Here is a 21,218-nt window from a genome sequence, read left to right as displayed (position 1 = left end):
AGCGGTAAAAGTACCGTTGCACGGTCGTGCGTGGCGGGAAATCGCGCGGAACCGAACGCCATTGGCACCCCGTCGACAACACATACAAGAGCGCATTGACGACCGCCCGCATCGACGTGGACGGCGGGCGGCCCAGCGCCGACTTCGCCGGCAAAAATGGCAGGATCAGCGCCCATTCCGTATCCGTCAAATCGCTTGCATAGCGCCCCGCCGCACGCTCATGCTGCCGCCGGGTGGTCTTGGTCCAAACCATGCTGTGAGCCTCCCTGATCTTCGCAAATCAAAGAGAATCACACTTGATCAGGACCACCTAGACATTACGGGCCAGACACTCAGGATGATGGCAGAGTGGGTCAATCGGTAGAGCCGCGCCGGGCCGCGCCTACTCGGCGGCGGCGCGCTGGGTCTCAGCGGCGCCGACGAAGCGCGAGGCGTGGATCGTCAGCATGCCGACCTCGGTGCCGATCTGCATGCGGTAGGGGATCATGATGCCGAGCGGCTCGACCGGTGCCAGCCAGACTTCGAGCGCCTTGTTGTTCTGCATGTATTCGATCGCCTCGCGGGTGGGGCGATGGCCGGCGACGGGGACATAGCGCGCCGCGCAGACGATGACGGTTCCCTTGTAGGAGCCTTCCTGGCCGCTCACCTCGGCGGTGCCCTTGTAGGAGAGCTTGACGTCGAAACGCTGCCAGCCGTCGAAGACGGGCACCGTGCGGTTGCACGCCGACCCCATATTGCCCTTCGGCAACGGCACGACCATCGCGCTCAGCGGATCGAAGATGTCGCGCTTGTGCTGCGGCAGCAGCGGCACGCGGTCGGCCTTCTTGGCCAGCGGCGGCATCGCCGTGACCTGCTGGATGGTGCCGGCCTTCATCAGCATCGAGACGGTCGAGTTGCGATGGCCGTTCTCGCTGGTGTCGAGCAGGTAGGCGCCCGGCAGCACGCGCGTGCCGGCCATGCGGCCGCTGCTCTTCAGATAGCCCTTGCCGTCCGAGACGAAGCGGCTGACGCCGCTCGTCGTGCCGCGCACCGTGATGGTGTAGCCCTTGCCGTCGAATTCGGTGTCGAGGGCGAAGCGGCCGATGGTCAGGCCGCCGAGCAGGATGTTATAGGTGGCGTCGACGCGGCCCTGCGGCGCTTCGTGCTTCGGCGCGGCGGAAGCGGCGAGCGGCGCGGAAAGGGCGATCGCCGCGGCGAAGGCCGGCGGGGCGAGGGCGCGCGGAAGGCGGGGCGATTTCATCTCAAATGGTTCCGTCGAAGAGACCTGCCGTCGTCGTTTGGCGCCGTCATGGCCATGCCGGCCACGCGCCCGTGATGCCGCCCCCAAATCACTGCGCGCGATTCTAGGTGATTTGCCCCGCTTTAGTCACTAGGGAACGCGCGCTCCCGGCTTGACGGGCGCGGCGCGGGTCACTATGAGAAACCCCACTTTCCGATACCCCTGCCGTGGCGGGCGCCGATGTTGCGCCTCCTGGTGGAATAGAAGGATCTTTGTTATGTCCCGTGTCTGCGAGTTGACCGGTAAGGCCGTCATGACCGGCAACACCGTCAGCCATGCCAACAACAAGGCCCGTCGCCGCTACCTGCCGAACCTGGTCAACGTGACGCTGATCAGCGACGCGCTCGGCCGCAGCTTCAAGCTGCGCGTCTCGGCCCACGGCCTGCGCTCGGTCGAGCACCGCGGCGGCCTCGACGCCTTCCTCGCCAAGGCCGATTCGAAGGAGCTGTCCTTCCGCGCCCTGACGCTGAAGCGCGCCATCGCCAAGAAGCTCGCGCAGGAAACTGCGGCGGCCTAAGGGGCCCGAACATGATCAAGCTTGGTCACGTCATTGCGGCCGCCTCCATGGCGGCCGTTGTCGTTTTGTCGAACATCCTCGTCCAGTATCCGGTCGAGGCCGTGGTCGGGAGCCTGCAGCTCGCGGATATCCTGACCTGGGGCGCGTTCACCTTCCCGCTCGCCTTCTTCGTCAGCGACCTGACCAATCGCCGCTACGGCCCGCGCGTCGCGCGGCTCGTCGTGCTGGTCGGCTTCGTCTGCGCCGTGGCGGTGTCGGTCAAGCTGGCGACGCCTCGCCTCGCGGTGGCGTCGGGCGCGGCCTATCTGGTCGGCCAGATGCTCGACATCAGCCTGTTCAGCCGCCTGCGCCGGCTGGCGTGGTGGCGGGCGCCGCTGGCCGCCTCGGTGTTCGGCTCGATCTTCGACACGGCGATCTTCTTCTCGCTCGCCTTCGCGCCGTTCGCCGTCTTCCTCGGCCCGAACGACGCCTTCGCGCTGGAGCCGGCGCCGCTGCTCGGCCTGCTCTCCGTCGAGACCGCGCGCTGGATGTCCTGGGCGCTCGGCGACCTCTCGGTCAAGCTCTGCGCCGCGCTCATCCTGCTCGCGCCCTATCGCGCGCTGATGCGGGTGGTGCTGCCCTGGCCCGACGCGCAGGCCCGCCCGGCCTGAACCGCCTCGATCGATATCGAATGTGAAAAGCCCCGCCTCGGCGGGGCTTTTTGCTGTTCAGGCGACCGTCTGGAAGCGAATCTCGCCGCCATGCAGGAAGCAGGTCCTGTCGAACAGCGACAGGTCGAGCGGATTGGGCAGGCGGACGTCGCCGAGGTCGGGGAGGGGCTTCAGTGCCGGATCGAAGCTCCGGTCGATCTGGGAAATGAAGACGAGGATCAGGCCGCGATCGCGGGCGAAGGCCCGGAGCGCGCGGACCTGATCGGCGAGCGGCGGGCTGTCGCGCCGCTGGTCGAGGAGCTGCAGATAGTCGATCACCGCGAGCGTGCCGGCCGGCGCCGTCGCCAGCTGGCGCATGATGTAGCCGGCGTCGATCGCGTCGGAACAATCGAAGGCGAACTGGTCGCCCGTCGCCATCTCCGGCGCGCCGATCGCCGCGAGCCGGTCGCGGATCTCCGCTTCCGTGTATTCCAGCGTGAAGAAGACGCTGCGCTGGCCGGCTCGCGTCGCCGCGCGGGCGAGCTGGAGGCCCATCAGCGTCTTGCCCTGGCGCGGCCGCGCGCCGACGAGGACGAGGTCACCCGGCGCAAGCCGCGCATGGAGCTTCTCGGCCGGCGTCAGCGCCGCTGCGCGGGCGGCGAGCAGGCTCCAGGCGGAATAGCCTTCGCGCGCGGCGATGCGGTCGAGGGCGGCATGGAGCGGAATGCCGGCGCTGCGCGCAAGCAGCCGGGCGTCGCGCTTCAGGCGGTGGATCGGGGCGGATGGAGTCATGGCAGGGGCCTCCCGTTGCGAGCCTCGTTCGCAATCCCTCCTTATGCGCGGCGCTCGAACAGTCGGTTCGGAAGCAGAACGTGCCCGGCATGGAGACATGCTGACCCGGTGGAGGGGGGAGGCGTGGGCGACGCCAGAATCACAGCATAGCCGACACGGGGAGCGTCGAGAATGGGCCGCGTCAGTTGACGGCGGTGCTGTCCCGATCGCCGGGGTCCTGCCAGATGAATTCGAGGATCAGCGTGCGCTGCAGGAGGCTCAGATTGTCGTCGGAGACCAGCGTCACCCGCGCCCGCCCGTCCGGGTCGGTCGAGACGGCGAGGCCCTCCATGTTGTCGATCTGGCTCAGCATGTCGGCCTCGAGCACGACCGGGCCGTCGACGACCGCGCCGGGGCGGATTGCGTCGCCGGGAAGCCGGCGCAGCCGCATGCCGACGCCATAGGGCATGATCACCCGGCGCTCCAGGATCAGCAGGTCGCCATTCGGCAGGAAGGCACCGTCTGTGACGTCGTAGTCGCCGCTCCGCACCACCGAGAAGGCGCCGGCCAAGGGGCCGCCCACGATCCAGGCGCGGTGGTTTCCCGCCGGATCGAGCGAGCGCTCGGCGACCAGCACCGGCGCGCCGGCGAACGGCCCGTCGGCCGGCGCCAGCGCCACCGTCTCGAGGCCGCGATTGCCGACCAGCTTGCGGCCGGCGCGGGGAAACTTGACGACCTCAGGCCGCGCCAGCGCCAGATCCGAAAACGCCTTCGGCCGGGCGCGATAGAGGCGCAGCTCGTTCGCCTGCTCGAAGGAGACATAGGCGGCGGGGCGACCATTGATGGTGGCCAGTCGAAGGCCCTCGGCGTCGGCCCGGACCTTGGGGCCGAGCGGCCGGCCGCGGGCGTCGAGCATCGGCGCCCATTGCGCGTCGGCGAGGCCGACCAGCCGGCCGTTCTCGCGCGTGAGCGTGGCGCTGAACCAGTAGCCAGTGTCGGAAATCGCCAGGAAGCTCTTGCCGTCGGGCCGGAAGTCGATGCCGGAGAGGCCGCCGAACTTGCGGTTCGGCGAGGTCAACACCAGGCCGCCGGCGAATTCGAACTCGCCGAAAGTCTTCTGCGCGCGACCGATCAGGAACTGGTCGATGCGACTGGTACGGATCGTCTCGGCCTCGAAGCCCGCGCCGAAGGCCAGGCTCGGGGCCAGACTTGGGGCGAGGCTCGCCGAGGCGGCGAGGAGCAGCGCGGCGAAGGCTGCTCGCGCGTGCCTCATCGCATCCCCACCCGGCGCCTGGCGCCGCCGCGCGCCGGTTGCTGCTGGTGCTCGTCGAAGAGCTCCGCCAGCTTCTCGGTCATCGCGCCGGCCAGCTCCTCGGCGTCGACGATCGTCACGGCGCGGCGATAATAGCGCGTCACGTCGTGGCCGATGCCGATGGCGATCAGCTCGACCGGCGAGCGGTTCTCGATCTCGTCGATGACGTAGCGCAGGTGCCGCTCGAGATAGTTGCCGGTGTTCACCGACAGCGTCGAATCGTCGACCGGCGCGCCGTCCGAGATCATCATCAGGATCCGGCGCTGCTCGGGGCGGGCGAGCAGGCGCTGATGCGCCCAGTCGAGCGCCTCGCCGTCGATGTTCTCCTTGAGCAGGCCCTCGCGCATCATCAGGCCGAGATTGCGCCGGGCGCGCCGCCAGGGCGCGTCGGCCGCCTTGTAGATGATGTGGCGCAGGTCGTTGAGGCGGCCGGGAGCGGCCGGCTTGCCGGCCTGCAGCCATGCCTCGCGCGACTGGCCGCCCTTCCAGGCGCGTGTCGTGAAGCCGAGAATCTCGACCTTGACGCCGCAGCGCTCCAGCGTGCGGGCCAGGATGTCGGCGCAGGTGGCGGCGACCGTGATCGGCCTGCCGCGCATCGAGCCGGAATTGTCGAGCAGCAGCGTCACCACCGTGTCGCGGAAATTCGTGTCCTTCTCGATCTTGAAGGAGAGCGGCTGCATCGGGTCGGTGACGACGCGGTGGAGCCGCGCCGGGTCGAGCATGCCTTCCTCGCGATCGAAATCCCACGAGCGGTTCTGCTGCGCCATCAGGCGGCGCTGCAGGCGGTTGGCGAGGCGGCCGACCGCGCCCTGCAGGTTGGAGAGCTGCTTGTCGAGGAAGGCGCGCAGCCGGTCGAGCTCGGCCGGATCGCAGAGATCCTCCGCCTTGATCGTCTCGTCGAAGCGCGTCGTGAAGGCCTTGTAGTCGATGCCGGGCGGCGCGTTGGTGAACGGGCTGTCGGGCCGGGTCGCCTCGCCGGAATCGCGCGCGTCCTCGGAATCCTCGCCGTCTTCCTCGTCGTCGGCGCCGGCTTCCGTGGTCTCGGTCTCGCCGGCCTCGGCCTCGTCGCCGGTGGTCTCGGCCTCTTCCGAGGCGTCGCTGTCGCTCTGCTCCGCCTCGTCGGACGGGTTTTCCTGCTCGGCGCCGGAATCGTCCGAGGCGTCGCCCTTCTCCTCGTTCTCGTCCTCGTCGCCCTCGCCGAGCTCGTCGGCCATTTCGAGCGAGGCGAGCAGCGAGCGCACGGCGGAAGCGAAGCGCTTCTGGTCGACCAGCGTGTCGGCGAGCTTGCCGAAATCCTGGCCGGCCTTCTCCTCGATCCAGTCGCGCCAGAGGTCGACGATTTTCTCGGCCGATTGCGGCGGCTTCTGCCCGGTCAGCTTCTCGCGCACCATCAGCGCGACGGCGTCCTCGAGCGGCGCTTCCGAGCGCTCGGTGATCTCGTGGAAATTGCCGCGGTGGTAGCGGTCTTCCAGCATGGCGGCGAGGTTGCCGGCGACGCCGTCCATGCGCCTGGCGCCGATCGCCTCGACGCGCGCCTGCTCGACCGCGTCGAAGACGGCGCGGGCGTTCTTGCCCTCGGGGGCGGCGGCGCGGTGGATCGCGTCATTGTGGCAGGCGAGGCGGAGCGCCATGGAATCGCCGAGGCCGCGCGTGACGGCGACTTCGGCCGCCGTCGGCTTGCGGGCGGGCTCCGGCAGGCGGGCGCGCAGGCCGGTCAGGATCGGCCGGTCGTTCGAGAACGACACTTCCAGGTCGGGCTTGCCGGAGATGGCGCGGACGCAGCCGGCGACGGCGCGCTTGAACGGCTCCGTCGTTGCTTCGCCGGGCTTCTGTCTCGGATCGCTGTTGCTGCCGCTCATGCTCTGTCCCTCACCCCCGGTCCGCCACGGCGGCAGGGAGCGTTTCACGTCCCGGTCGTGCCGTCCGGCCATGGGCCGTCGCCGCCCGGTCAGGTCCGGCCGGCGACGCGGATCGAGGGCCGCGTCGCGCGGGCCGGCTGGTTCTCAGCTCAGCACGACATTCGCCGCCGATTCCACCAGCTCCTCGCCGAAGGCGCGCTGGTAGAATTCGGCCACGAGCGTGCGCTCGAGCTCGTCGCACTTGTTCAGGAACGTCACCCGGAAGGCGAAGCCGATATCGCCGAAGATCTCGGCGTTCTCGGCCCAGGTGATCACCGTGCGCGGGCTCATCACGGTCGACAGGTCGCCGTTGATGAAGGCCGAGCGCGTCATGTCGGCGAGGCGCACCATGCGGCCGACCAGGGCGCGGCCCTTCGGGTCGGCGAAATGCTTGGCCTTCGAGACGACGATGCCGACCTCGTTGTCATGCGGCAGGTAGTTCAGCGTCGTCACGATCGACCAGCGGTCCATCTGTGCCTGGTTGATCTGCTGCGTGCCGTGATAGAGGCCCGACGTGTCGCCGAGGCCGACCGTGTTGGCGGTGGCGAACAGGCGGAAGGCGGGATGCGGGCGGATGACGCGGTTCTGGTCGAGCAGCGTCAGGCGGCCCGAGGCCTCCAGCACGCGCTGGATGACGAACATCACGTCCGGGCGGCCGGCGTCGTACTCGTCGAAGACGAGCGCGATGTTGTGCTGATAGGCCCAGGGCAGGATGCCGTCGCGGAATTCCGTGACCTGCAGGCCGTCCTTGATGACGATCGCGTCCTTGCCGATCAGGTCGATACGGCTGATGTGGCTGTCGAGGTTGACGCGGACGGCAGGCCAGTTGAGGCGCGCCGCGACCTGCTCGATATGGGTCGACTTGCCGGTGCCGTGATAGCCGGTGACCATGACGCGACGATTGCGGGCGAAGCCGGCCAGGATGGCGAGCGTCGTCGTGCGGTCGAAGAGATAGTCCGGATCGGCGTCCGGCACGTGCTCGTTCGCCTCGGAATAGGCCGGCACCTGCATGTCGGAATCGATGCCGAAGACCTCGCGCACGGAGATCATCGTATCGGGCAGGGCGGTGCGATCTGTCGTCGTCTCAGTCATGTCTGCTCCGTCGCATCCAGCGGACGCTTGCGGTCTGGTTCAAGGCGGGAGGGCCAAACTGATTTTCCGCCTGCGGGCGCCTGCGGACAATGAGCGTCCTTCTAGCAGAAGCCGGCCGCTTTGAGAAAGTTATATGCCTGAATGATTTCGCGCAGCCGGTCCTCCGAGCTGCGGTCGCCGCCATTGGCATCGGGATGGTAGATCTTCACCAGCGACTTGTAGCGCGCCTTGATCTCGACGCTCGTCTCGCCGCCCTCGAGGTCGAGCGTGTCGAAGGACTTGCGCTCCAGCGTCTTCAGGTGGCGGGCCGGCTTCGGCGGCTCCTTCATGCGGCCTGCCGTGCCGTCGAACATGTCGAACGGATCCTGGACGCCGCCGCTCCAGTCGCGCGTCGCATGGCTCCTGACGCGCTCGCGCTGCTCGCCGGCGCTGTTGACGCCCATCGTCCAGGTCGGGCGATGGCCGGTCAGCGAATCCTTCTGGTAGGCGGCGATGTCGTCGTCGCGCATGCCGGAGAAGTAGTTGTAGCTCTTGTTGTAGAGCCGCACATGGTCGATGCAGAAATGGTGAAACTGGCCTTCGCGGTTGCGCCCCATCGGCGCCTTGTGCGTGCCCGCGCGATCGCAACCCTCCCAGCCGCAGGTCGGCGCGGAGCGTTTCAGGACAGTTTCGTCGACGGTCGGCTTGATCCGGATTCCGTCGAACAATTTTGAATCGAGCTTCATGATGCGATTATGGTAGCCACCCCGCCGACCGACAAGGCGACGTTTCGCCGTGTGAACGAGGTTCTTTTCAATGAATACCAAGGAGCGGATCGCGCAGGCGCTGACAAGCGCCCTGTCGCCGCAGAGCCTAGATGTGATCGACGAGTCGCATTTGCACAAGGGTCATGCCGGGTCCCGGCCCGAGGGCGAGACCCACTTTCGTGTGAGAATCACGGCCGAGGCGTTCCGCGGCAAGAGCCGCGTCGACATGCACCGCACCATCAATTCGATCCTCGCCGACGAACTCGCCGCCGGCGTCCACGCCCTCGCCATCCAGGCCAAGGCGCCGGAATAGGGGGGGCTCGGTCTCTTTCACCTCTCCCATGGGGAGAGGTCGGAGCGAAGCTCCGGGTGAGGGGGTAGGGAACCATCCGGATGAAATGCGGACTGGCCGCCAGCCTCACTTGCGAGGCCGCAACCCCTCACCCGCCGGCCTGCGGCCGTCGACCTCTCCCCACGGGAGAGGTGAGGGGCCTGCCGGTTCCGAGTAAGATCACTCCGCCAGCTTGTCGGTCAGAAAGGCCTGCACGGCTGCTGGCGGGACGTCCTTGGCGATGAAGGCCTGGCCGATGCCGCGGGTCAGGATGAAGGTCAGCGTGCCGCGCGAGACCTTCTTGTCCTGCGCGATCCGCTTCATCAGGTCCTCGGCGTCCGGCAGGCCGCCCGGCACGTCGGAAAGCCGCGTCGGCAGGCCGACGGCCTTCAGATGCGCCTCGACGCGGGCGCCGTCGTCCGGCGAGCAGAGGTTCATCCGCGCCGAGAACTGGTGCGCCAGCACCATGCCGATGGCGACGCCCTCGCCATGCACCAGGCGCTGCGAATAGCCGGTCGCCGATTCGAGCGCGTGGCCGAAGGTGTGGCCGAGATTGAGCAGCGCGCGCTCGCCCGTCTCGTGCTCGTCGGCGGCGACGACCTTCGCCTTGGCGCGGCAGCTGGTCGCGACCGCGAACTCGCGCTCCGGGCCGCCGGAAAGGATGCCCTGCCAGTTCTGCTCCAGCCAGGCGAAGAAGCCGGCGTCGTCGATCAGCCCGTATTTCGCCACCTCGGCATAGCCGGCGCGGAACTCGCGCGGCGACAGCGTGTCGAGCACGCCGGTGTCGGCGATGACGAGGTCGGGCTGGTGGAAGGCGCCGACGAGGTTCTTGCCCTCGGCGGTGTTGATGCCGGTCTTGCCGCCGACGGAGCTGTCGACCTGGGCGAGCAGCGAGGTCGGGATCTGGACGAAGCGCATGCCGCGCCTTGCGATCGCCGCCGCGAAGCCGGTCAGGTCGCCGACGACGCCGCCGCCGAGCGCGATGACGATGTCGCCGCGTTCCAGCCGGGCGGCGAGGATGGCGCGGGTGACGGTCTCCAGCGTCTGGAAATTCTTCGAGCTCTCGCCCGGCGCGACGACGATGGGGACATGGCCGATGCCGGCGGCGTCGAGCGAGGCCGTCAGCGTCGCGAGATGCAGGCCGGCGACCGTCTCGTCGGTGACGATGGCCGCGCGTACCTTGGGCAGGCGCTCGGCGATGGCGCGGCCGGCGTCGGCGATCAGGCCGCGGCCGATCAGGATGTCGTAGGAGCGGCTGCCCAGCGAGACCGGAACCGAGGTGATGGCGGCGGCGTCGACGGTCATGGCTCAGCTTTCCTGCATGGGGGCCTCCGCCGCCAGGAAGGCGAGCAGGGCTTCGATGATTTCGTCGGCGACGACCTCGTGCGTCACGTCGCGCGACAGGATGTGGATGTCGGCGAGCGCGTAGACGGGATCGCGCTCGGCCATGAGGCGCCGCATCGTTCCCTCGGGATCGGGGTTCTGCAGCAGCGGCCGGTTGGCGCGCTTGCGCACGCGCGCCATCAGCACGTCGAGCTCGGCGTGCAGCCAGATCGAGACGGCGCCCTCGGCGATCGCCGCGCGCGTCTCCTCGTTCATGAAAGCGCCGCCGCCGGTCGCCAGCACCTTCGGGGTGCCGTCGAGCAGGCGCTTGATCACCCGCCGCTCGCCATCGCGGAAATAGGCCTCGCCATGCTGGGCGAAGATCTCGGGAATGGTGGCGTCGGCCGCCTTCTCGATCTCGGCGTCGGCGTCGATGAAGGGCAGCTGCAATTTGGCGGCGATGCGCTTGCCGACCGAGGTCTTGCCGGCGCCCATCAGGCCGACCAGCACGATCGCGCGCGGGCCCAGCCGGTCGACCAGCTCGGTCCCGGGCGCATTGCTCTCGTTTTCTGGAACGATGCCCTCGATCATGCCGTAGCTCCTGTCCGACCCAGCCGAGGTAGAACCGGACGCGGGCGACGCTGTCAAGCGTGTGCCTGGCGCAAGCATGGCTTGGCAACCATTGGCGACCCTCGGGGCCCCCTGGTGACGCGGCTCGCGCGGCGGATCGGGAGCGCGACGGGCTCTCTTGCCATCGTCGCCCGGACCCGGCCATAACGGAGGACCCGTTCCCGGAGGTCCGTCGCCGGCCCATGCCGACCCTGTCGCGCTTCATCGTCGCCTGTATCCTGCTGGCGCTCGCCGGCTATGCCGCGGTGTTCGCGCTGGCCAATTTCGTCGAGCCGACGCCGCGCGAGATCTCCATCCGCATTCCCACCGACAAGCTGTTGCAGGAGCCCTGATGGCCGCGAAGACGAAGGCCGGGCGGTCGCAGGCCGGGCTGCACCACCTGGAGGCGTTCCTCGAGATGATGAGCGCCGAGCGCGGCGCCTCGCCGCACACGCTCTCCTCCTATCGCCGCGACCTCGAGGACTACGCCGATTTCCTCGTCGGCCGCGGGCTCGACTTCGAGCGGGCGGCGCTCGCCGACGTGCGCGCCTATCTGGTCGATCTCGAGGTCAGGGGCTTCGCCGCCTCCTCGGCCGCGCGCCGGCTCTCGGCGCTCAGGCAAATGCACCGCTTCCTGTTCACCGAGGGCGTGCGTCGCGACGATCCCTCCGGCATCGTCGAGGGGCCGAAGCGCAAGGTGCCGATCCCCAAGGTGCTGTCGGAGGCCGAAGTCGACCGGCTGTTGGCGACGGCGGAAGGAAATGTCGGCGCGGCGAAGACGGCGGCGGCCGCGCTCCGCGCCGCGCGGCTCGCGGCGCTGCTGGAGACGCTCTACGCCTCCGGCATGCGCGTCTCCGAGCTGGTGGCATTGCCGTCCTCCGCCGCGCGGCCGGATCTGCGCGTGCTGATCGTGCGCGGCAAGGGCAACAAGGAGCGCATGGTGCCGCTGACCGGCCGCGCCCGCGAGGCGATCGGCCGCTATGTGGCGCTGCGCCGCGAGCATGAGGGCAAGGCGCCGAGCGGGCAATGGCTGTTCCCGTCCTTCGGCGACAGCGGCACGCTGACGCGGCAGGCCTTCGCCCGCGACCTGAAGGACCTCGCCGTCGCCGCCGGCATTCCGGCAGCGCGCGTGTCGCCGCATGTGCTGCGCCATGCCTTTGCCAGCCATCTGCTGCAGAACGGCGCCGATCTCCGCATCGTCCAGCAACTGCTGGGGCACGCCGACATCTCGACGACGCAGATCTACACCCATGTGCTGGAGGAGCGGCTGCGCGCGCTCGTCGCCGACCACCACCCGCTGGCAAAATCGTGACCGACATCACGCCTGACGATCGGGTCCGCTTGACACCGCCGGGCCTTGCAGCCAGTGTGCGCCCACTTTCGGGGAGGTCTGTCCGGCCGCCCACACTAAGCCATGTTTGTACGGCTTGAAGGTCTGGATGCGAACCTTTCTAGAATTCGAAAAACCCGTCGCCGATCTCCAGGGCAAGGTGCAGGAACTGCGCGCCCTTGCCGAGAAGGGCGATGCCGTCGCGGTCGGTGACGAGATCACCAAGCTGGAGGCGAAAGCCGGCCAGGCGCTCGCCGACATCTATGCCAAGCTCACGCCCTGGCAGAAGACCCAGGTGGCTCGCCACCCGGACCGGCCGCATTTCGTCGATTACGCGAAGCGCCTGATCACCGACTTCACGCCGCTCGCCGGCGATCGCAAGTTTGGCGAGGACCAGGCGATTCTCGCCGGCTTCGGCCGCTTCCGCGGCCGCCCGGTCGCCGTCATGGGCCAGGAAAAGGGCCATGACACGGAGAGCCGGCTGCGCCACAATTTCGGCATGGCCCGGCCCGAGGGCTACCGCAAGGCCGTGCGCATCATGGAACTGGCCGAGCGCTTCCAACTGCCGGTGATCGCGCTGGTCGACACCGCCGGCGCCTATCCCGGCATCGACGCCGAGGAACGCGGCCAGGCCGAGGCGATCGCGCGCTCGACCGAGGCGGCGCTTGGCCTCGGCACGCCGAACGTCTCCGTCATCATCGGCGAGGGCGGTTCGGGCGGTGCGATCGCGATCGCCACCGCCAACCGCGTGCTGATGCTGGAGCATTCGATCTACAGCGTGATCTCGCCGGAAGGCGCGGCCTCGATCCTCTGGCGCGACGGCAGCCGCGCCCAGGATGCCGCCACCAACATGAAGATCACGGCGCAGGACCTGTTCCGCTTCCACGTCATCGACGAGATCATTCCCGAGCCGATGGGCGGCGCCCATCGCGATCCCGACGCGGCGGTGGAAGCGACGGGCAAGGCGATCGAGCAGGCGCTCGCCAGCTTCCAGGGCATGTCCGAGACCGAGATCAAGCGCCAGCGCCGCGAGAAGTTTCTCGCCATCGGCCGGTCTCTTTGACACGATTCCGCCCGTCTTCCAGCTTAAAGAGCATATGATTCGATCTGCACGTCCCGTTCCGGGGCGTGCGATCGCGTAAGAGACGGGATGGAGCGGCTTCGCGGCTTGGCGAGGGCTCCACAGGGGTGTCCATGTCAGGGTCCGTTCGGTCAGGTTCCGCGTTTTCGGGTTCCGTTCTTTTCTCGCGTCTCCGCAAGGCGGCCCTGGTGGTCGCCGCAGGCCTGGCGCTCGCCGCCTGCCAGGATGCCGGCGTGCCGAAGCACATGAAGCCGCTCCCCGCCAAGATCAAGGCGAAGATGGAGCAGCTCAACATGGATGCGAAGGCGCCGATCTATATCCGCTCCTTCAAGGAAACATCCGAGTTCGAGGTCTGGAAGCAGCGCCGCGACGGCACCTATGGCCTGCTCAAGACCTATTCGATCTGCAAATGGTCCGGCAAGCTCGGCCCGAAGATCAAGGAAGGCGACCGCCAGGCGCCTGAGGGCTTCTATACCGTCCGTCCCGGCCAGATGAACCCGAATTCGAGCTACTACCTGTCGTTCGACATCGGCTTCCCGAATGCCTTCGACCAGTCGCTCGGCCGCTATGGCACCAATCTGATGGTGCATGGCGCCTGCTCCTCGGCCGGCTGCTATTCGATGACCGACGATTCCGCCGGCGAGATCTACTGGCTGGCGCGCGACTCCTTCATCGGCGGCCAGCGCTCCTTCGAGGTGCATCTCTATCCGTTCCGGATGACGGCCGAGAACATGGCCCGCCATCGCAACGACCCGAACATGCCGTTCTGGCAGATGCTGAAGGACGGCAGCGACCATTTCGAGGTCACGCGCAAGCCGCCCGTCGTCGGCGTCTGCGACAAGCGCTACGTCTTCAATGTCAATACCGGCAGCAAGCTGAATGCGTCCGCTGCCTGTCCGGCGGACATGCGCGTTCCGGAGATGCTGGAGGCCGCGGTCAAGCAGAAGCAGGCCAGGGACCAGCAGATCTTCGTCGCGACCGCCGCCAAGCTCGACGGTCAGGACCAGGTCGCCGCCGCCAAGGCAGCGGCGGACGTCGCCGCCCGCCAGGCCTCCGCCGACGCGGCCGCGGTCGCCGCCTCGCCAGCCGCCTTCGCGAACCCGGTCGTCGCCGAGGGCAATGCCGCCTCGCTCGCGATCGGCGGCGTGCCGGCGCCCGACATGCCGATTCCGGTGCCGTCGCCCGTCCGCATGTCGATGGAGCCGGCCCAGGTTCCGCCGGCCGCCGAGAAGAAGCCGGGCTTCTGGGACAAGTTCAAGCGCCGCCAGCCGTCGTAAGGGGGCTCCACTCCCTTCGGGCTCCCCGTCGCGCATGGGCAGACCCCTTCACCTCTCCCCTGGGGAGAGGTCGGCCCGCAGGCCGGGGAAGGGGGTAGGGAACGCCCCGAACGGGACGCCACCGAGGCCAGATCTTCGAGGACGCAGCCCCTCACCCGCCGGCCTCCGGCCGTCGACCTCTCCCCATGGGAGAAGTGAGGGGAGCTGAGCATCGGGAACCGCCCCAAATTCCCTCCCCCTTGTGGGGAGGGTCAGGGAGGGGGTACCGGCTCCGCCGCCTTAGCGAGTGTCGCAGCCCGGAGCGAACCTCTCCATACCGAGGTGGCACCCCCACCCCATCCCTCCCCACAAGGGGGAGGGGGCAGTCGCGTGCCTCTTCAGGGGCTTGGCGTAGTTCAGCCGTCATGCCGCGCTCCATATTCATCATCCTGAGTGTCTGGCCCGTAATTCGACAAGGCCCGCCACACCGCATTCCCTTCACCTCACCTCTCCCATGGGGAGAGGTCGGAGCGAAACTCCGGGTGAGGGGGTAGGGAACCATCCGGATAGGGCGCAACCCCTCACCCGCCGGCCTTCGGTCGTCGACCTCTCCCTCAGGGAGAGGTGAAAGTAGAGTGCCCCCTGCATTACGGGCCAGACACTGAGGCGCCCGAGCGCAGCTTGGGCCCGAAGGATGCACGGTCGTTGTGCCGGCTACCGACGGTACGGCCGCTCTGCGTGCTTCGAGACGGCCCTTCGGGCCTCCTCAGCATGATGAGGGTGATGGTTGCGCATCGGTCAGGCTTGTGCCTCGCCCTGCGCCCGAGCCTCCTGCGAGGCGCCGACCCAGCCTCCCAACGCCCCAAAACAAAAAAAAGCCCGGCATCTGGGGATGCCGGGCTCGTGGTGACCGCTTGGGATGCGGGATTTGTCTCAGGCGAGCTTGCCGTGGCAGTGCTTGAACTTCTTGCCCGAGCCGCAGGGGCAGGGGGCGTTGCGCTGCAGGCGGCTCCAGGTCGTCGGGTCGTTCGGGTCGACGCCGAGCGCCGCGAAGCCGGCGGCGGCGTCGGCGTTCTGCAGCAGCGGCTGGTCGAACTCGTTCTCGCCCGACAGCGGGTCGAGATGCATCGCCTGCATGTCGTCCATGTCGTCCGGCGCCAGCGGCGGCGACTGCATGATCTCGACGCGCATCATCTGCGCCGTGACGGCCTCGCGCAGGCTCTGTAGCATGCCCTCGAACAGCTCGAAGGATTCCGTCTTGTATTCGTTCAGCGGGTCGCGCTGGGCGTAGCCGCGGAAGCCGATGACCTGGCGCAGATGGTCGAGCGTGACCAGGTGCTCGCGCCACAGGTGGTCGAGCGTCTGCAGCAGCACGGCCTTCTCGACCTGGCGCATGACGGTCGGCGAGAAGCGCTCGGTGCGCGCCGCGGCGGCTTCGTCGCCGGCCTTCTGCACGCGCTCCAGCACCTCGGCGTCGGCGATGCCGTCCTCGGCCGCCCAGGCCTCGATCGGCAGATCGAGATTGACGGCGGCGATCAGCGCCTCGTGCAGACCCTTGGCGTCCCACTGCTCGGGATAGGCCTTTTCCGGGATGTGCTTGGAGACGAGGCCGGCAATGACCTCGTTGCGCATGTCTTCGACGGTGGCGCTGACGTCTTCGTCAGCCATCAGCTCGATGCGCTGGTCGAAGATGACCTTGCGCTGGTCGTTCATGACGTCGTCGTATTTGAGCAGGTTCTTGCGGATGTCGAAGTTGCGCGCCTCGACCTTCTGCTGCGCCTTCTCAAGCGCCCGGTTGATCCAGGGATGGACGATCGCCTCGTCCTCCTTGAGGCCGAGCTTCTGCAGCATGCTGTCCATGCGCTCCGAGCCGAAGATGCGCATCAGGTCGTCCTGCAGCGACAGGAAGAAATGCGAATGGCCGGGGTCGCCCTGGCGGCCGGAACGGCCGCGCAGCTGGTTGTCGATGCGGCGGCTCTCGTGCCGCTCGGTGCCGATGACGTAGAGGCCGCCGGCGGCGAGCGCCTTCTCCTTCAGCGTCGCGATCTCGGCCTTGATCTCCTCGATCCGGCGATTGCGCTCCGCCTCGTCGAGAACCTCGCCGAGCTCGCGCTCGATGCGCATCTCGAGGTTGCCGCCGAGCTTGATGTCGGTGCCGCGGCCGGCCATGTTCGTCGCAATCGTCACGGCGCCGGGCACGCCGGCCTGGGCGACGATATAGGCTTCCTGCTCGTGATAGCGGGCGTTCAGCACCTGGTGCGGGACCTTTTCCTTCTTCAGGAGGTCCGCAAGCAGTTCCGACTTCTCGATCGAGGTGGTGCCGACGAGCACGGGCTGGCCGCGCTGGGCACAGTCCTTGATCACGCGGATGATCGCCTTGTACTTCTCGTTCGCCGTCCGGTAGACCTCGTCGTCATCGTCGATGCGCGAGACGGGAACGTTGGTCGGGATCTCGATCACCTCGAGCCCGTAGATGTCCATGAACTCGGCCGCTTCCGTCTGCGCCGTGCCGGTCATGCCGGCCAGCTTCTCGTACATGCGGAAATAGTTCTGGAAGGTGATCGAGGCGAGCGTCTGGTTCTCGGGCTGGATCTTGACGTGTTCCTTCGCCTCGAGCGCCTGATGCAGGCCCTCCGAATAGCGCCGGCCCGGCATCATGCGGCCAGTGAACTCGTCGATGATGACGACCTCGTCGTCCTTGACGATGTAGTCCTTGTCGCGCTGGAACAGCTTGTGGGCGCGCAGGCCCTGGTTCACGTGGTGCACGACGGTGACGTTCTCGACGTCGTAGAGCGACTCGCCCTTGAGCAGGCCCGCTTCGGTGAGCAACTGCTCGAGCTTCTCGTTGCCGGCCTCGGTGAAGCTGGCGGTGCGCTGCTTCTCGTCGATCTCGTAGTCTTCCGGCAGCAGCTTCGGAATGAAGGCGTCGATCGTGTTGTAGAGCTCCGAGCGGTCGTCGAGCGGGCCGGAGATGATCAGCGGCGTGCGCGCCTCGTCGATCAGGATCGAGTCGACTTCGTCGACGATCGCGTAGTGATGCGGGCGCTGCACCATCTGGCCGAGCTCGTACTTCATGTTATCGCGCAGATAATCGAAGCCGTACTCGTTGTTGGTGCCGTAGGTGATGTCGCAGGCATAGGCCGCACGGCGCTGGTCGTCGTCGAGGCCGTGCACGATGACGCCGACCGACAGGCCGAGGAAGCGGTAGAGCCTGCCCATCCATTCGGCGTCGCGGCTGGCCAGGTAGTCGTTCACGGTGACGACGTGCACGCCCTTGCCGGTGAGCGCGTTCAGGTAGACCGGCAGCGTCGCCACCAGCGTCTTGCCTTCACCCGTCTTCATTTCCGAGATGGCGCCGTCGTTCAGCACCATGCCGCCGATCAGCTGCACGTCGAAGTGCCGCATGCCGAGCGCGCGCTTGGCGCCCTCGCGCACGGTGGCGAAGGCGGGTACCAGCAGGTCGTCGACCGACTTGCCGGCCGCGATCTCGCGCTTGAACTGTTCGGTGCGGGCGCGCAGCTCGTCGTCGGAGAGCTTCGAGAGCTCGGCTTCCAGCGCGTTGATCTGGGCGACCTTCGGTCGGTAGCCCTTGACGCGGCGGTCATTGGCGGAGCCGAAGATTTTGCGCGCGAGCGAGCCGAGACCGACCATTGGTCATCCTTGATGTTGGTCCGGACCGCCCGAAGTGGTGCTGGGCGCCGGGTTTTCAGGTGTCGGCGGATCGCATCGGCTGCGACGAAGGCCGGAAACCGCAAGTGCGCCGTCACCCCAGACGTCACAGCGTTCTGGACGCCGAGTTCCGAGACAGATAAGAGGGGGCACAATGGTTGTCAACGTGGACGCCGGCACGCGCAATGCCCGGAAAATGCCGGAATTGCAGCCGATCCACGCAGTCGAACGCGGCGGGCAGAGCCTGCGCGCCGTCGGAACCCTCCGTAACGGAACAGGACAAGTCCATGACGTCACGTGTTTCAACTTCCCTGACGGCCCTGCGCGGCCCCGCCCTGGCCGTGCTCGGCCTGATGGCGATGGCGCTGCCGGCGGCGGCCCAGGACGCGGCGCCGAAGGACGCGGCCGCCGCGGCGGCCCCGGCTCCGGTCGACCCGAAGACCGTGGTGGCGACCGTCAATGGCGAGCCGATCACCGAGGCCGACCTGACGCTCGCCAGCGAGGACTTCGCCGAGGAGCTCGCCAAGGTCGCGCCGGATCAGCGCCGCAAGGCGATCCTCGACGTGCTGGTCGACCTCCGCCTGATGGCCGGCGCCGCCGAGAAGGACGGCCTCGACAAGACCGAGGAGTTCCAGCGTCGCCTGGCGCTGTTGCGCGCCCGCGCGCTGCGCAACGAGTTCTTCCGCGCCAAGGTCGACCTCGCGGTCACCGACGAGGCGGTCAAGAAGCGCTACGAGGCGGAAGTCGCCAAGATCGTGCCGGAGGAGGAAGTCCACGCCGCGCACATCCTGGTCGAGACCGAGGACGAGGCCAAGGCGATCATCAAAGAGCTCGACAAGGGCGGCGACTTCGCCAAGCTCGCCGAGGAGAAGTCCAAGGATCCCGGCTCGGGCAAGATGGGCGGCGATCTCGGCTTCTTCACCAAGGGCAAGATGATCAAGGAGTTCGAGGACGCGGCCTTCGCGCTCGAGCCCGGCAAGTACACCGAGAAGCCGGTCAAGTCGCAGTACGGCTACCACGTCATCAAGTCGGTCGAGAAGCGCAAGCAGCCGCTGCCGACCTATGACCAGGTCAAGGACCAGGTCCGCCAGCTGGTGCTGCGCGACACCTTCGTCGATACCGTCTCGAAGCTGCGCGCCGACGGCAAGGTCGAGATCGTCGACCCGGCGCTGAAGGCGGCCCCGGCGGCGACGCCGGCCCAGTAGGCCCGCGCTGACGGAGGGTTAACGGATCGCTAACGGAAGGGCCGGACATCGTCCGGCCCTTTTGCCTGGGTGGGGCGTCCCGGGCCGCGCTTAAACGGCTTGCGTGTGACCGAGGCTTCGGGCAGAGGGATGGCTTTCCCGTTGCCCGAAACAGCCGAGGCATCATGTCCACCGCCGTCTCCCCGCTCGCCGTTCCCTTCCCCGACATGCCGCCGATCGAGGGCGTCCGCTTCGCGACCGCCGAGGCCGGCATCAAGTACAAGAACCGCCTCGATGTTTTCCTGGCGCTGTTCGCCGAGGGAACGACGGTCGCCGGCGTCTTCACCCAGTCGAAATGCCCGTCCGCACCGGTCGACTGGTGCCGGGAATCGCTCGCCGGCGGCACCGCCCGGGCGCTGCTGGTCAATTCGGGCAACGCGAACGCGTTCACCGGCAAGAAGGGCCGCGCGACCACGAGCCTGCAGGGCGAGCTGGCGGCCAAGGTCGCGGGCTGCCGCCCCGACGAGGTCTTCCTCGCCTCCACCGGCGTGATCGGCGAGCCGCTCGACGCCCAGAAGTTCGCGGCGGTCCTGCCGGATGCGGCGGCGCGCGCCGCCGCCGGCCCCTGGATCGACGCCGCCCGCGCGATCATGACGACCGACACCTTCCCGAAGGGCGCGACCCGCACGGTCAAGCTCGGCGCCGGCACGGTGACGATCAACGGCATCGCCAAGGGCGCCGGCATGATCGCGCCTGATATGGCGACCATGCTCTCCTTCGTCGCCACCGACGCCGCCATCGACGCTCCCGTCCTGCAGTCGCTGCTCTCGAAGGGTGTCGCGGGCAGCTTCAACGCGGTGACCGTCGACAGCGACACCTCGACCTCCGACACGCTGCTCCTGTTCGCGACTGGCCAGGCGGAAGGCGCCGAGCGGATCTCCGATCCGGCCGATCCGCGTCTCGCCGATTTCGCGGCGGCGCTGGACGCCATCCTGCTCGATCTCGCGCAGCAGGTGGCGCGCGACGGCGAGGGCGCCCGCAAGCTGATCGAAGTCCGCGTCGAGGGCGCGGTCTCCGACGCTTCCGCCAAGCGCATCGCGCTCTCGATCGCCAATTCGCCGCTGGTCAAGACCGCGGCGGCCGGCGAGGACGCCAATTGGGGTCGCGTCGTCATGGCGGTCGGCAAGGCCGGCGAACCGGCCGATCGCGACAAGCTCTCGATCTCGTTCGGCGACACCCGCGTCGCCTTCGAGGGCGAGCGCGATCCCGACTATTCGGAGGCCGTCGCCTCGGCCTACATGAAGAACAAGGAAATCGTGATCACCGCCGCGATCGGCCTCGGCAGCGGCCGGGCGACGGTCTGGACCTGTGATCTCACCAAGGAATATGTCGCGATCAATGGCGATTATCGGAGCTGAGGCCGACGGGCCGGACGGGGTGCACCTGACGACGCTGGCGATCGAGGCGGCGTGCCTTTCGGCGTGGCCGGCGGTCAGCACCGTGCATGACGGCGCTTGGATCTGGCGCTTCGCGCATGGCTACAGCAAGCGCTCCAACTCGTTCCAGAGCCTCGATCCGGCGGATGACGGCGATGCCGGCCGCCGGATCGCCTATCTGGCGGCGCTGTCGGCGCGCAACGGCATCGAGCCGGTGTTCCGCGTCACGCCGCTGGCGGGCGCGCGCGTCATCGCCGCCCTCGACCAGGCCGGCTGGGCGCCGTTCGATGAAAGCCGCGTGCTGGCGATGAACCTCGACGGCCACGGTTTTGGACGCGAGGGCGATGTCCGCTTCTTCGATCCGACGGATCCGCGCTGGTTCCGCGCCCAGACGGCGCTGAGCGCGACCTCGGGCCGCACCGTCGAGATCCTGAAGACGCTGCTCGGCCTGATCGCGCCGGAGGCGCGCGGCATCGTCGCCTATGCGCAGGACGGCACGCCGGCCGCGACGGCGCTCGCCGTCAATGCCGGCGGCATCGGCGTCTTCCTGAACGTGGTCACCGACAAGACCAAGCGCCGGCAGGGTCATGGCCGTCGCGCCATGCAGGCGGCGCTCAGCTGGACGGTCGAGAACGGCGCGCGGCACGCGGCGATCCAGGTGACCTCCGACAACGCCGCGGCCATCCAGCTCTACGAGGCCCTCGGCTTCGTCGAGCAGTACCGCTATCACTACCGCCGTCCCGCCTGATCTCCGT

At 68.2% G+C, this 21,218-nt stretch carries 20 protein-coding genes; 10 read left to right on the top strand and 10 right to left on the bottom strand.

Features of this window, described 5'->3' with window-relative positions:
• Together G539_RS26725 and G539_RS0112760 are read right to left on the bottom strand one after the other, a co-directional pair.
• On the bottom strand, positions 1 to 253 hold a 253-nt coding region (locus G539_RS26725; RefSeq protein WP_156911952.1), incomplete at its 3' end, for a transposase.
• Between the two features lie 129 nt (positions 254 to 382).
• Complete coding sequence (locus tag G539_RS0112760) at positions 383 to 1,240, bottom strand: DUF3108 domain-containing protein (protein ID WP_029075547.1); 858 nt, start codon at positions 1,238 to 1,240, stop codon at positions 383 to 385.
• A gap of 256 nt (positions 1,241 to 1,496) precedes the next feature.
• Here G539_RS0112760 and rpmB point away from each other — a divergent pair, with 256 nt between their 5' ends.
• Together rpmB and G539_RS0112750 are read left to right on the top strand one after the other, a co-directional pair.
• Entirely contained in the window at positions 1,497 to 1,796 is a 300-nt protein-coding gene (rpmB, locus tag G539_RS0112755) for a 50S ribosomal protein L28 (protein ID WP_029075546.1), read from the top strand.
• 11 nt (positions 1,797 to 1,807) lie between these two features.
• Positions 1,808 to 2,446 carry a VUT family protein gene (locus G539_RS0112750; protein WP_029075545.1) on the top strand — a complete coding sequence of 213 codons (639 nt, stop codon included), beginning with the start codon at positions 1,808 to 1,810 and terminating at the stop codon, positions 2,444 to 2,446.
• A 57-nt stretch (positions 2,447 to 2,503) separates the two neighbouring features.
• On the opposite strand, the gene G539_RS0112745 is transcribed toward G539_RS0112750, so the two are convergent.
• From G539_RS0112745 to G539_RS0112725, 5 genes are all read right to left on the bottom strand, one after another.
• A complete protein-coding gene (locus G539_RS0112745; RefSeq protein ID WP_029075544.1) occupies positions 2,504 to 3,217 on the bottom strand; it encodes a DNA helicase in 714 nt (237 codons plus the stop codon).
• A 181-nt stretch (positions 3,218 to 3,398) separates the two neighbouring features.
• Entirely contained in the window at positions 3,399 to 4,469 is a 1,071-nt protein-coding gene (locus G539_RS24660; protein WP_051231354.1) for an esterase-like activity of phytase family protein, read from the bottom strand.
• Positions 4,466 to 6,367 carry a cobaltochelatase subunit CobT gene (gene cobT, locus G539_RS0112735; protein ID WP_029075543.1) on the bottom strand — a complete coding sequence of 634 codons (1,902 nt, stop codon included), beginning with the start codon at positions 6,365 to 6,367 and terminating at the stop codon, positions 4,466 to 4,468. Before cobT ends, G539_RS24660 begins: the two co-directional genes overlap by 4 nt.
• A gap of 144 nt (positions 6,368 to 6,511) precedes the next feature.
• Positions 6,512 to 7,498 (bottom strand): cobaltochelatase subunit CobS, encoded by a 987-nt coding sequence (gene cobS / locus G539_RS0112730; RefSeq protein WP_029075542.1) that lies wholly within the window; start codon positions 7,496 to 7,498, stop codon positions 6,512 to 6,514.
• Between the two features lie 101 nt (positions 7,499 to 7,599).
• On the bottom strand, positions 7,600 to 8,223 hold the full coding sequence (locus G539_RS0112725) for a J domain-containing protein (protein WP_029075541.1): 624 nt from the start codon (positions 8,221 to 8,223) through the stop codon (positions 7,600 to 7,602).
• Between the two features lie 70 nt (positions 8,224 to 8,293).
• Between G539_RS0112725 and G539_RS0112720 the strand changes: the two genes are divergently transcribed.
• Positions 8,294 to 8,557 carry a BolA family protein gene (locus tag G539_RS0112720; protein WP_029075540.1) on the top strand — a complete coding sequence of 88 codons (264 nt, stop codon included), beginning with the start codon at positions 8,294 to 8,296 and terminating at the stop codon, positions 8,555 to 8,557.
• 198 nt (positions 8,558 to 8,755) lie between these two features.
• Here the strand turns inward: G539_RS0112720 and aroB are convergent, their stop codons facing one another.
• Together aroB and G539_RS0112710 are read right to left on the bottom strand one after the other, a co-directional pair.
• Positions 8,756 to 9,880, bottom strand: coding sequence for a 3-dehydroquinate synthase (gene aroB / locus G539_RS0112715; protein WP_029075539.1), 1,125 nt, complete (start codon positions 9,878 to 9,880; stop codon positions 8,756 to 8,758).
• Between the two features lie 3 nt (positions 9,881 to 9,883).
• Positions 9,884 to 10,489, bottom strand: coding sequence for a shikimate kinase (locus G539_RS0112710; protein ID WP_029075538.1), 606 nt, complete (start codon positions 10,487 to 10,489; stop codon positions 9,884 to 9,886).
• A 221-nt stretch (positions 10,490 to 10,710) separates the two neighbouring features.
• On the opposite strand from G539_RS0112710, the gene G539_RS24655 reads away from it, so the two are divergent.
• From G539_RS24655 to G539_RS0112690, 4 genes are all read left to right on the top strand, one after another.
• A complete protein-coding gene (locus G539_RS24655; RefSeq protein WP_035831288.1) occupies positions 10,711 to 10,860 on the top strand; it encodes a hypothetical protein in 150 nt (49 codons plus the stop codon).
• Positions 10,860 to 11,819 (top strand): site-specific tyrosine recombinase XerD, encoded by a 960-nt coding sequence (locus tag G539_RS0112700; protein ID WP_029075537.1) that lies wholly within the window; start codon positions 10,860 to 10,862, stop codon positions 11,817 to 11,819. The genes G539_RS24655 and G539_RS0112700 overlap by 1 nt, the downstream gene beginning before the upstream one ends.
• 127 nt (positions 11,820 to 11,946) lie before the next feature.
• Positions 11,947 to 12,900 (top strand): acetyl-CoA carboxylase carboxyltransferase subunit alpha, encoded by a 954-nt coding sequence (locus tag G539_RS0112695; protein WP_029075536.1) that lies wholly within the window; start codon positions 11,947 to 11,949, stop codon positions 12,898 to 12,900.
• 206 nt (positions 12,901 to 13,106) lie between these two features.
• On the top strand, positions 13,107 to 14,195 hold the full coding sequence (locus G539_RS0112690; protein ID WP_245576878.1) for a L,D-transpeptidase family protein: 1,089 nt from the start codon (positions 13,107 to 13,109) through the stop codon (positions 14,193 to 14,195).
• A 912-nt stretch (positions 14,196 to 15,107) separates the two neighbouring features.
• Here G539_RS0112690 and secA read toward each other — a convergent pair.
• A complete protein-coding gene (gene secA / locus G539_RS0112680) occupies positions 15,108 to 17,825 on the bottom strand; it encodes a preprotein translocase subunit SecA (RefSeq protein WP_029075534.1) in 2,718 nt (905 codons plus the stop codon).
• 377 nt (positions 17,826 to 18,202) lie between these two features.
• On the opposite strand from secA, the gene G539_RS0112675 reads away from it, so the two are divergent.
• The 3 genes from G539_RS0112675 (at position 18,203) to G539_RS0112665 (ending at position 21,211) form a co-directional block, all read left to right on the top strand.
• A complete protein-coding gene (locus G539_RS0112675) occupies positions 18,203 to 19,048 on the top strand; it encodes a peptidylprolyl isomerase (protein WP_156911953.1) in 846 nt (281 codons plus the stop codon).
• 164 nt (positions 19,049 to 19,212) lie between these two features.
• Positions 19,213 to 20,445, top strand: coding sequence for a bifunctional glutamate N-acetyltransferase/amino-acid acetyltransferase ArgJ (gene argJ / locus G539_RS0112670; protein ID WP_029075532.1), 1,233 nt, complete (start codon positions 19,213 to 19,215; stop codon positions 20,443 to 20,445).
• Positions 20,426 to 21,211 carry a GNAT family N-acetyltransferase gene (locus G539_RS0112665; protein ID WP_051231352.1) on the top strand — a complete coding sequence of 262 codons (786 nt, stop codon included), beginning with the start codon at positions 20,426 to 20,428 and terminating at the stop codon, positions 21,209 to 21,211. The genes argJ and G539_RS0112665 overlap by 20 nt, the downstream gene beginning before the upstream one ends.
• Positions 21,212 to 21,218 lie beyond the last annotated feature (7 nt).

Origin of the sequence: Kaistia adipata DSM 17808, assembly GCF_000423225.1 — a bacterium.
Taxonomy (GTDB): domain Bacteria; phylum Pseudomonadota; class Alphaproteobacteria; order Rhizobiales; family Kaistiaceae; genus Kaistia; species Kaistia adipata.
The sequence above is the reverse complement of the archived record's forward strand: the minus strand, read 5'-3'. Positions and strand labels throughout refer to the sequence as shown.

Bases quoted from the DNA above. Each gene is read 5' to 3' on its own strand.
- G539_RS0112760 (WP_029075547.1), bottom strand. From the start codon at position 1,240: ATGAAATCGCCCCGCCTTCCGCGCGCCCTCGCCCCGCCGGCCTTCGCC.
- rpmB (WP_029075546.1), top strand. From the start codon at position 1,497: ATGTCCCGTGTCTGCGAGTTGACCGGTAAGGCCGTCATGACCGGCAAC.
- G539_RS0112750 (WP_029075545.1), top strand. From the start codon at position 1,808: ATGATCAAGCTTGGTCACGTCATTGCGGCCGCCTCCATGGCGGCCGTT.
- G539_RS0112745 (WP_029075544.1), bottom strand. From the start codon at position 3,217: ATGACTCCATCCGCCCCGATCCACCGCCTGAAGCGCGACGCCCGGCTG.
- G539_RS24660 (WP_051231354.1), bottom strand. From the start codon at position 4,469: ATGAGGCACGCGCGAGCAGCCTTCGCCGCGCTGCTCCTCGCCGCCTCG.
- cobT (WP_029075543.1), bottom strand. From the start codon at position 6,367: ATGAGCGGCAGCAACAGCGATCCGAGACAGAAGCCCGGCGAAGCAACG.
- cobS (WP_029075542.1), bottom strand. From the start codon at position 7,498: ATGACTGAGACGACGACAGATCGCACCGCCCTGCCCGATACGATGATC.
- G539_RS0112725 (WP_029075541.1), bottom strand. From the start codon at position 8,223: ATGAAGCTCGATTCAAAATTGTTCGACGGAATCCGGATCAAGCCGACC.
- G539_RS0112720 (WP_029075540.1), top strand. From the start codon at position 8,294: ATGAATACCAAGGAGCGGATCGCGCAGGCGCTGACAAGCGCCCTGTCG.
- aroB (WP_029075539.1), bottom strand. From the start codon at position 9,880: ATGACCGTCGACGCCGCCGCCATCACCTCGGTTCCGGTCTCGCTGGGC.
- G539_RS0112710 (WP_029075538.1), bottom strand. From the start codon at position 10,489: ATGATCGAGGGCATCGTTCCAGAAAACGAGAGCAATGCGCCCGGGACC.
- G539_RS24655 (WP_035831288.1), top strand. From the start codon at position 10,711: ATGCCGACCCTGTCGCGCTTCATCGTCGCCTGTATCCTGCTGGCGCTC.
- G539_RS0112700 (WP_029075537.1), top strand. From the start codon at position 10,860: ATGGCCGCGAAGACGAAGGCCGGGCGGTCGCAGGCCGGGCTGCACCAC.
- G539_RS0112695 (WP_029075536.1), top strand. From the start codon at position 11,947: ATGCGAACCTTTCTAGAATTCGAAAAACCCGTCGCCGATCTCCAGGGC.
- secA (WP_029075534.1), bottom strand. From the start codon at position 17,825: ATGGTCGGTCTCGGCTCGCTCGCGCGCAAAATCTTCGGCTCCGCCAAT.
- G539_RS0112675 (WP_156911953.1), top strand. From the start codon at position 18,203: ATGGCGCTGCCGGCGGCGGCCCAGGACGCGGCGCCGAAGGACGCGGCC.
- argJ (WP_029075532.1), top strand. From the start codon at position 19,213: ATGTCCACCGCCGTCTCCCCGCTCGCCGTTCCCTTCCCCGACATGCCG.
- G539_RS0112665 (WP_051231352.1), top strand. From the start codon at position 20,426: ATGGCGATTATCGGAGCTGAGGCCGACGGGCCGGACGGGGTGCACCTG.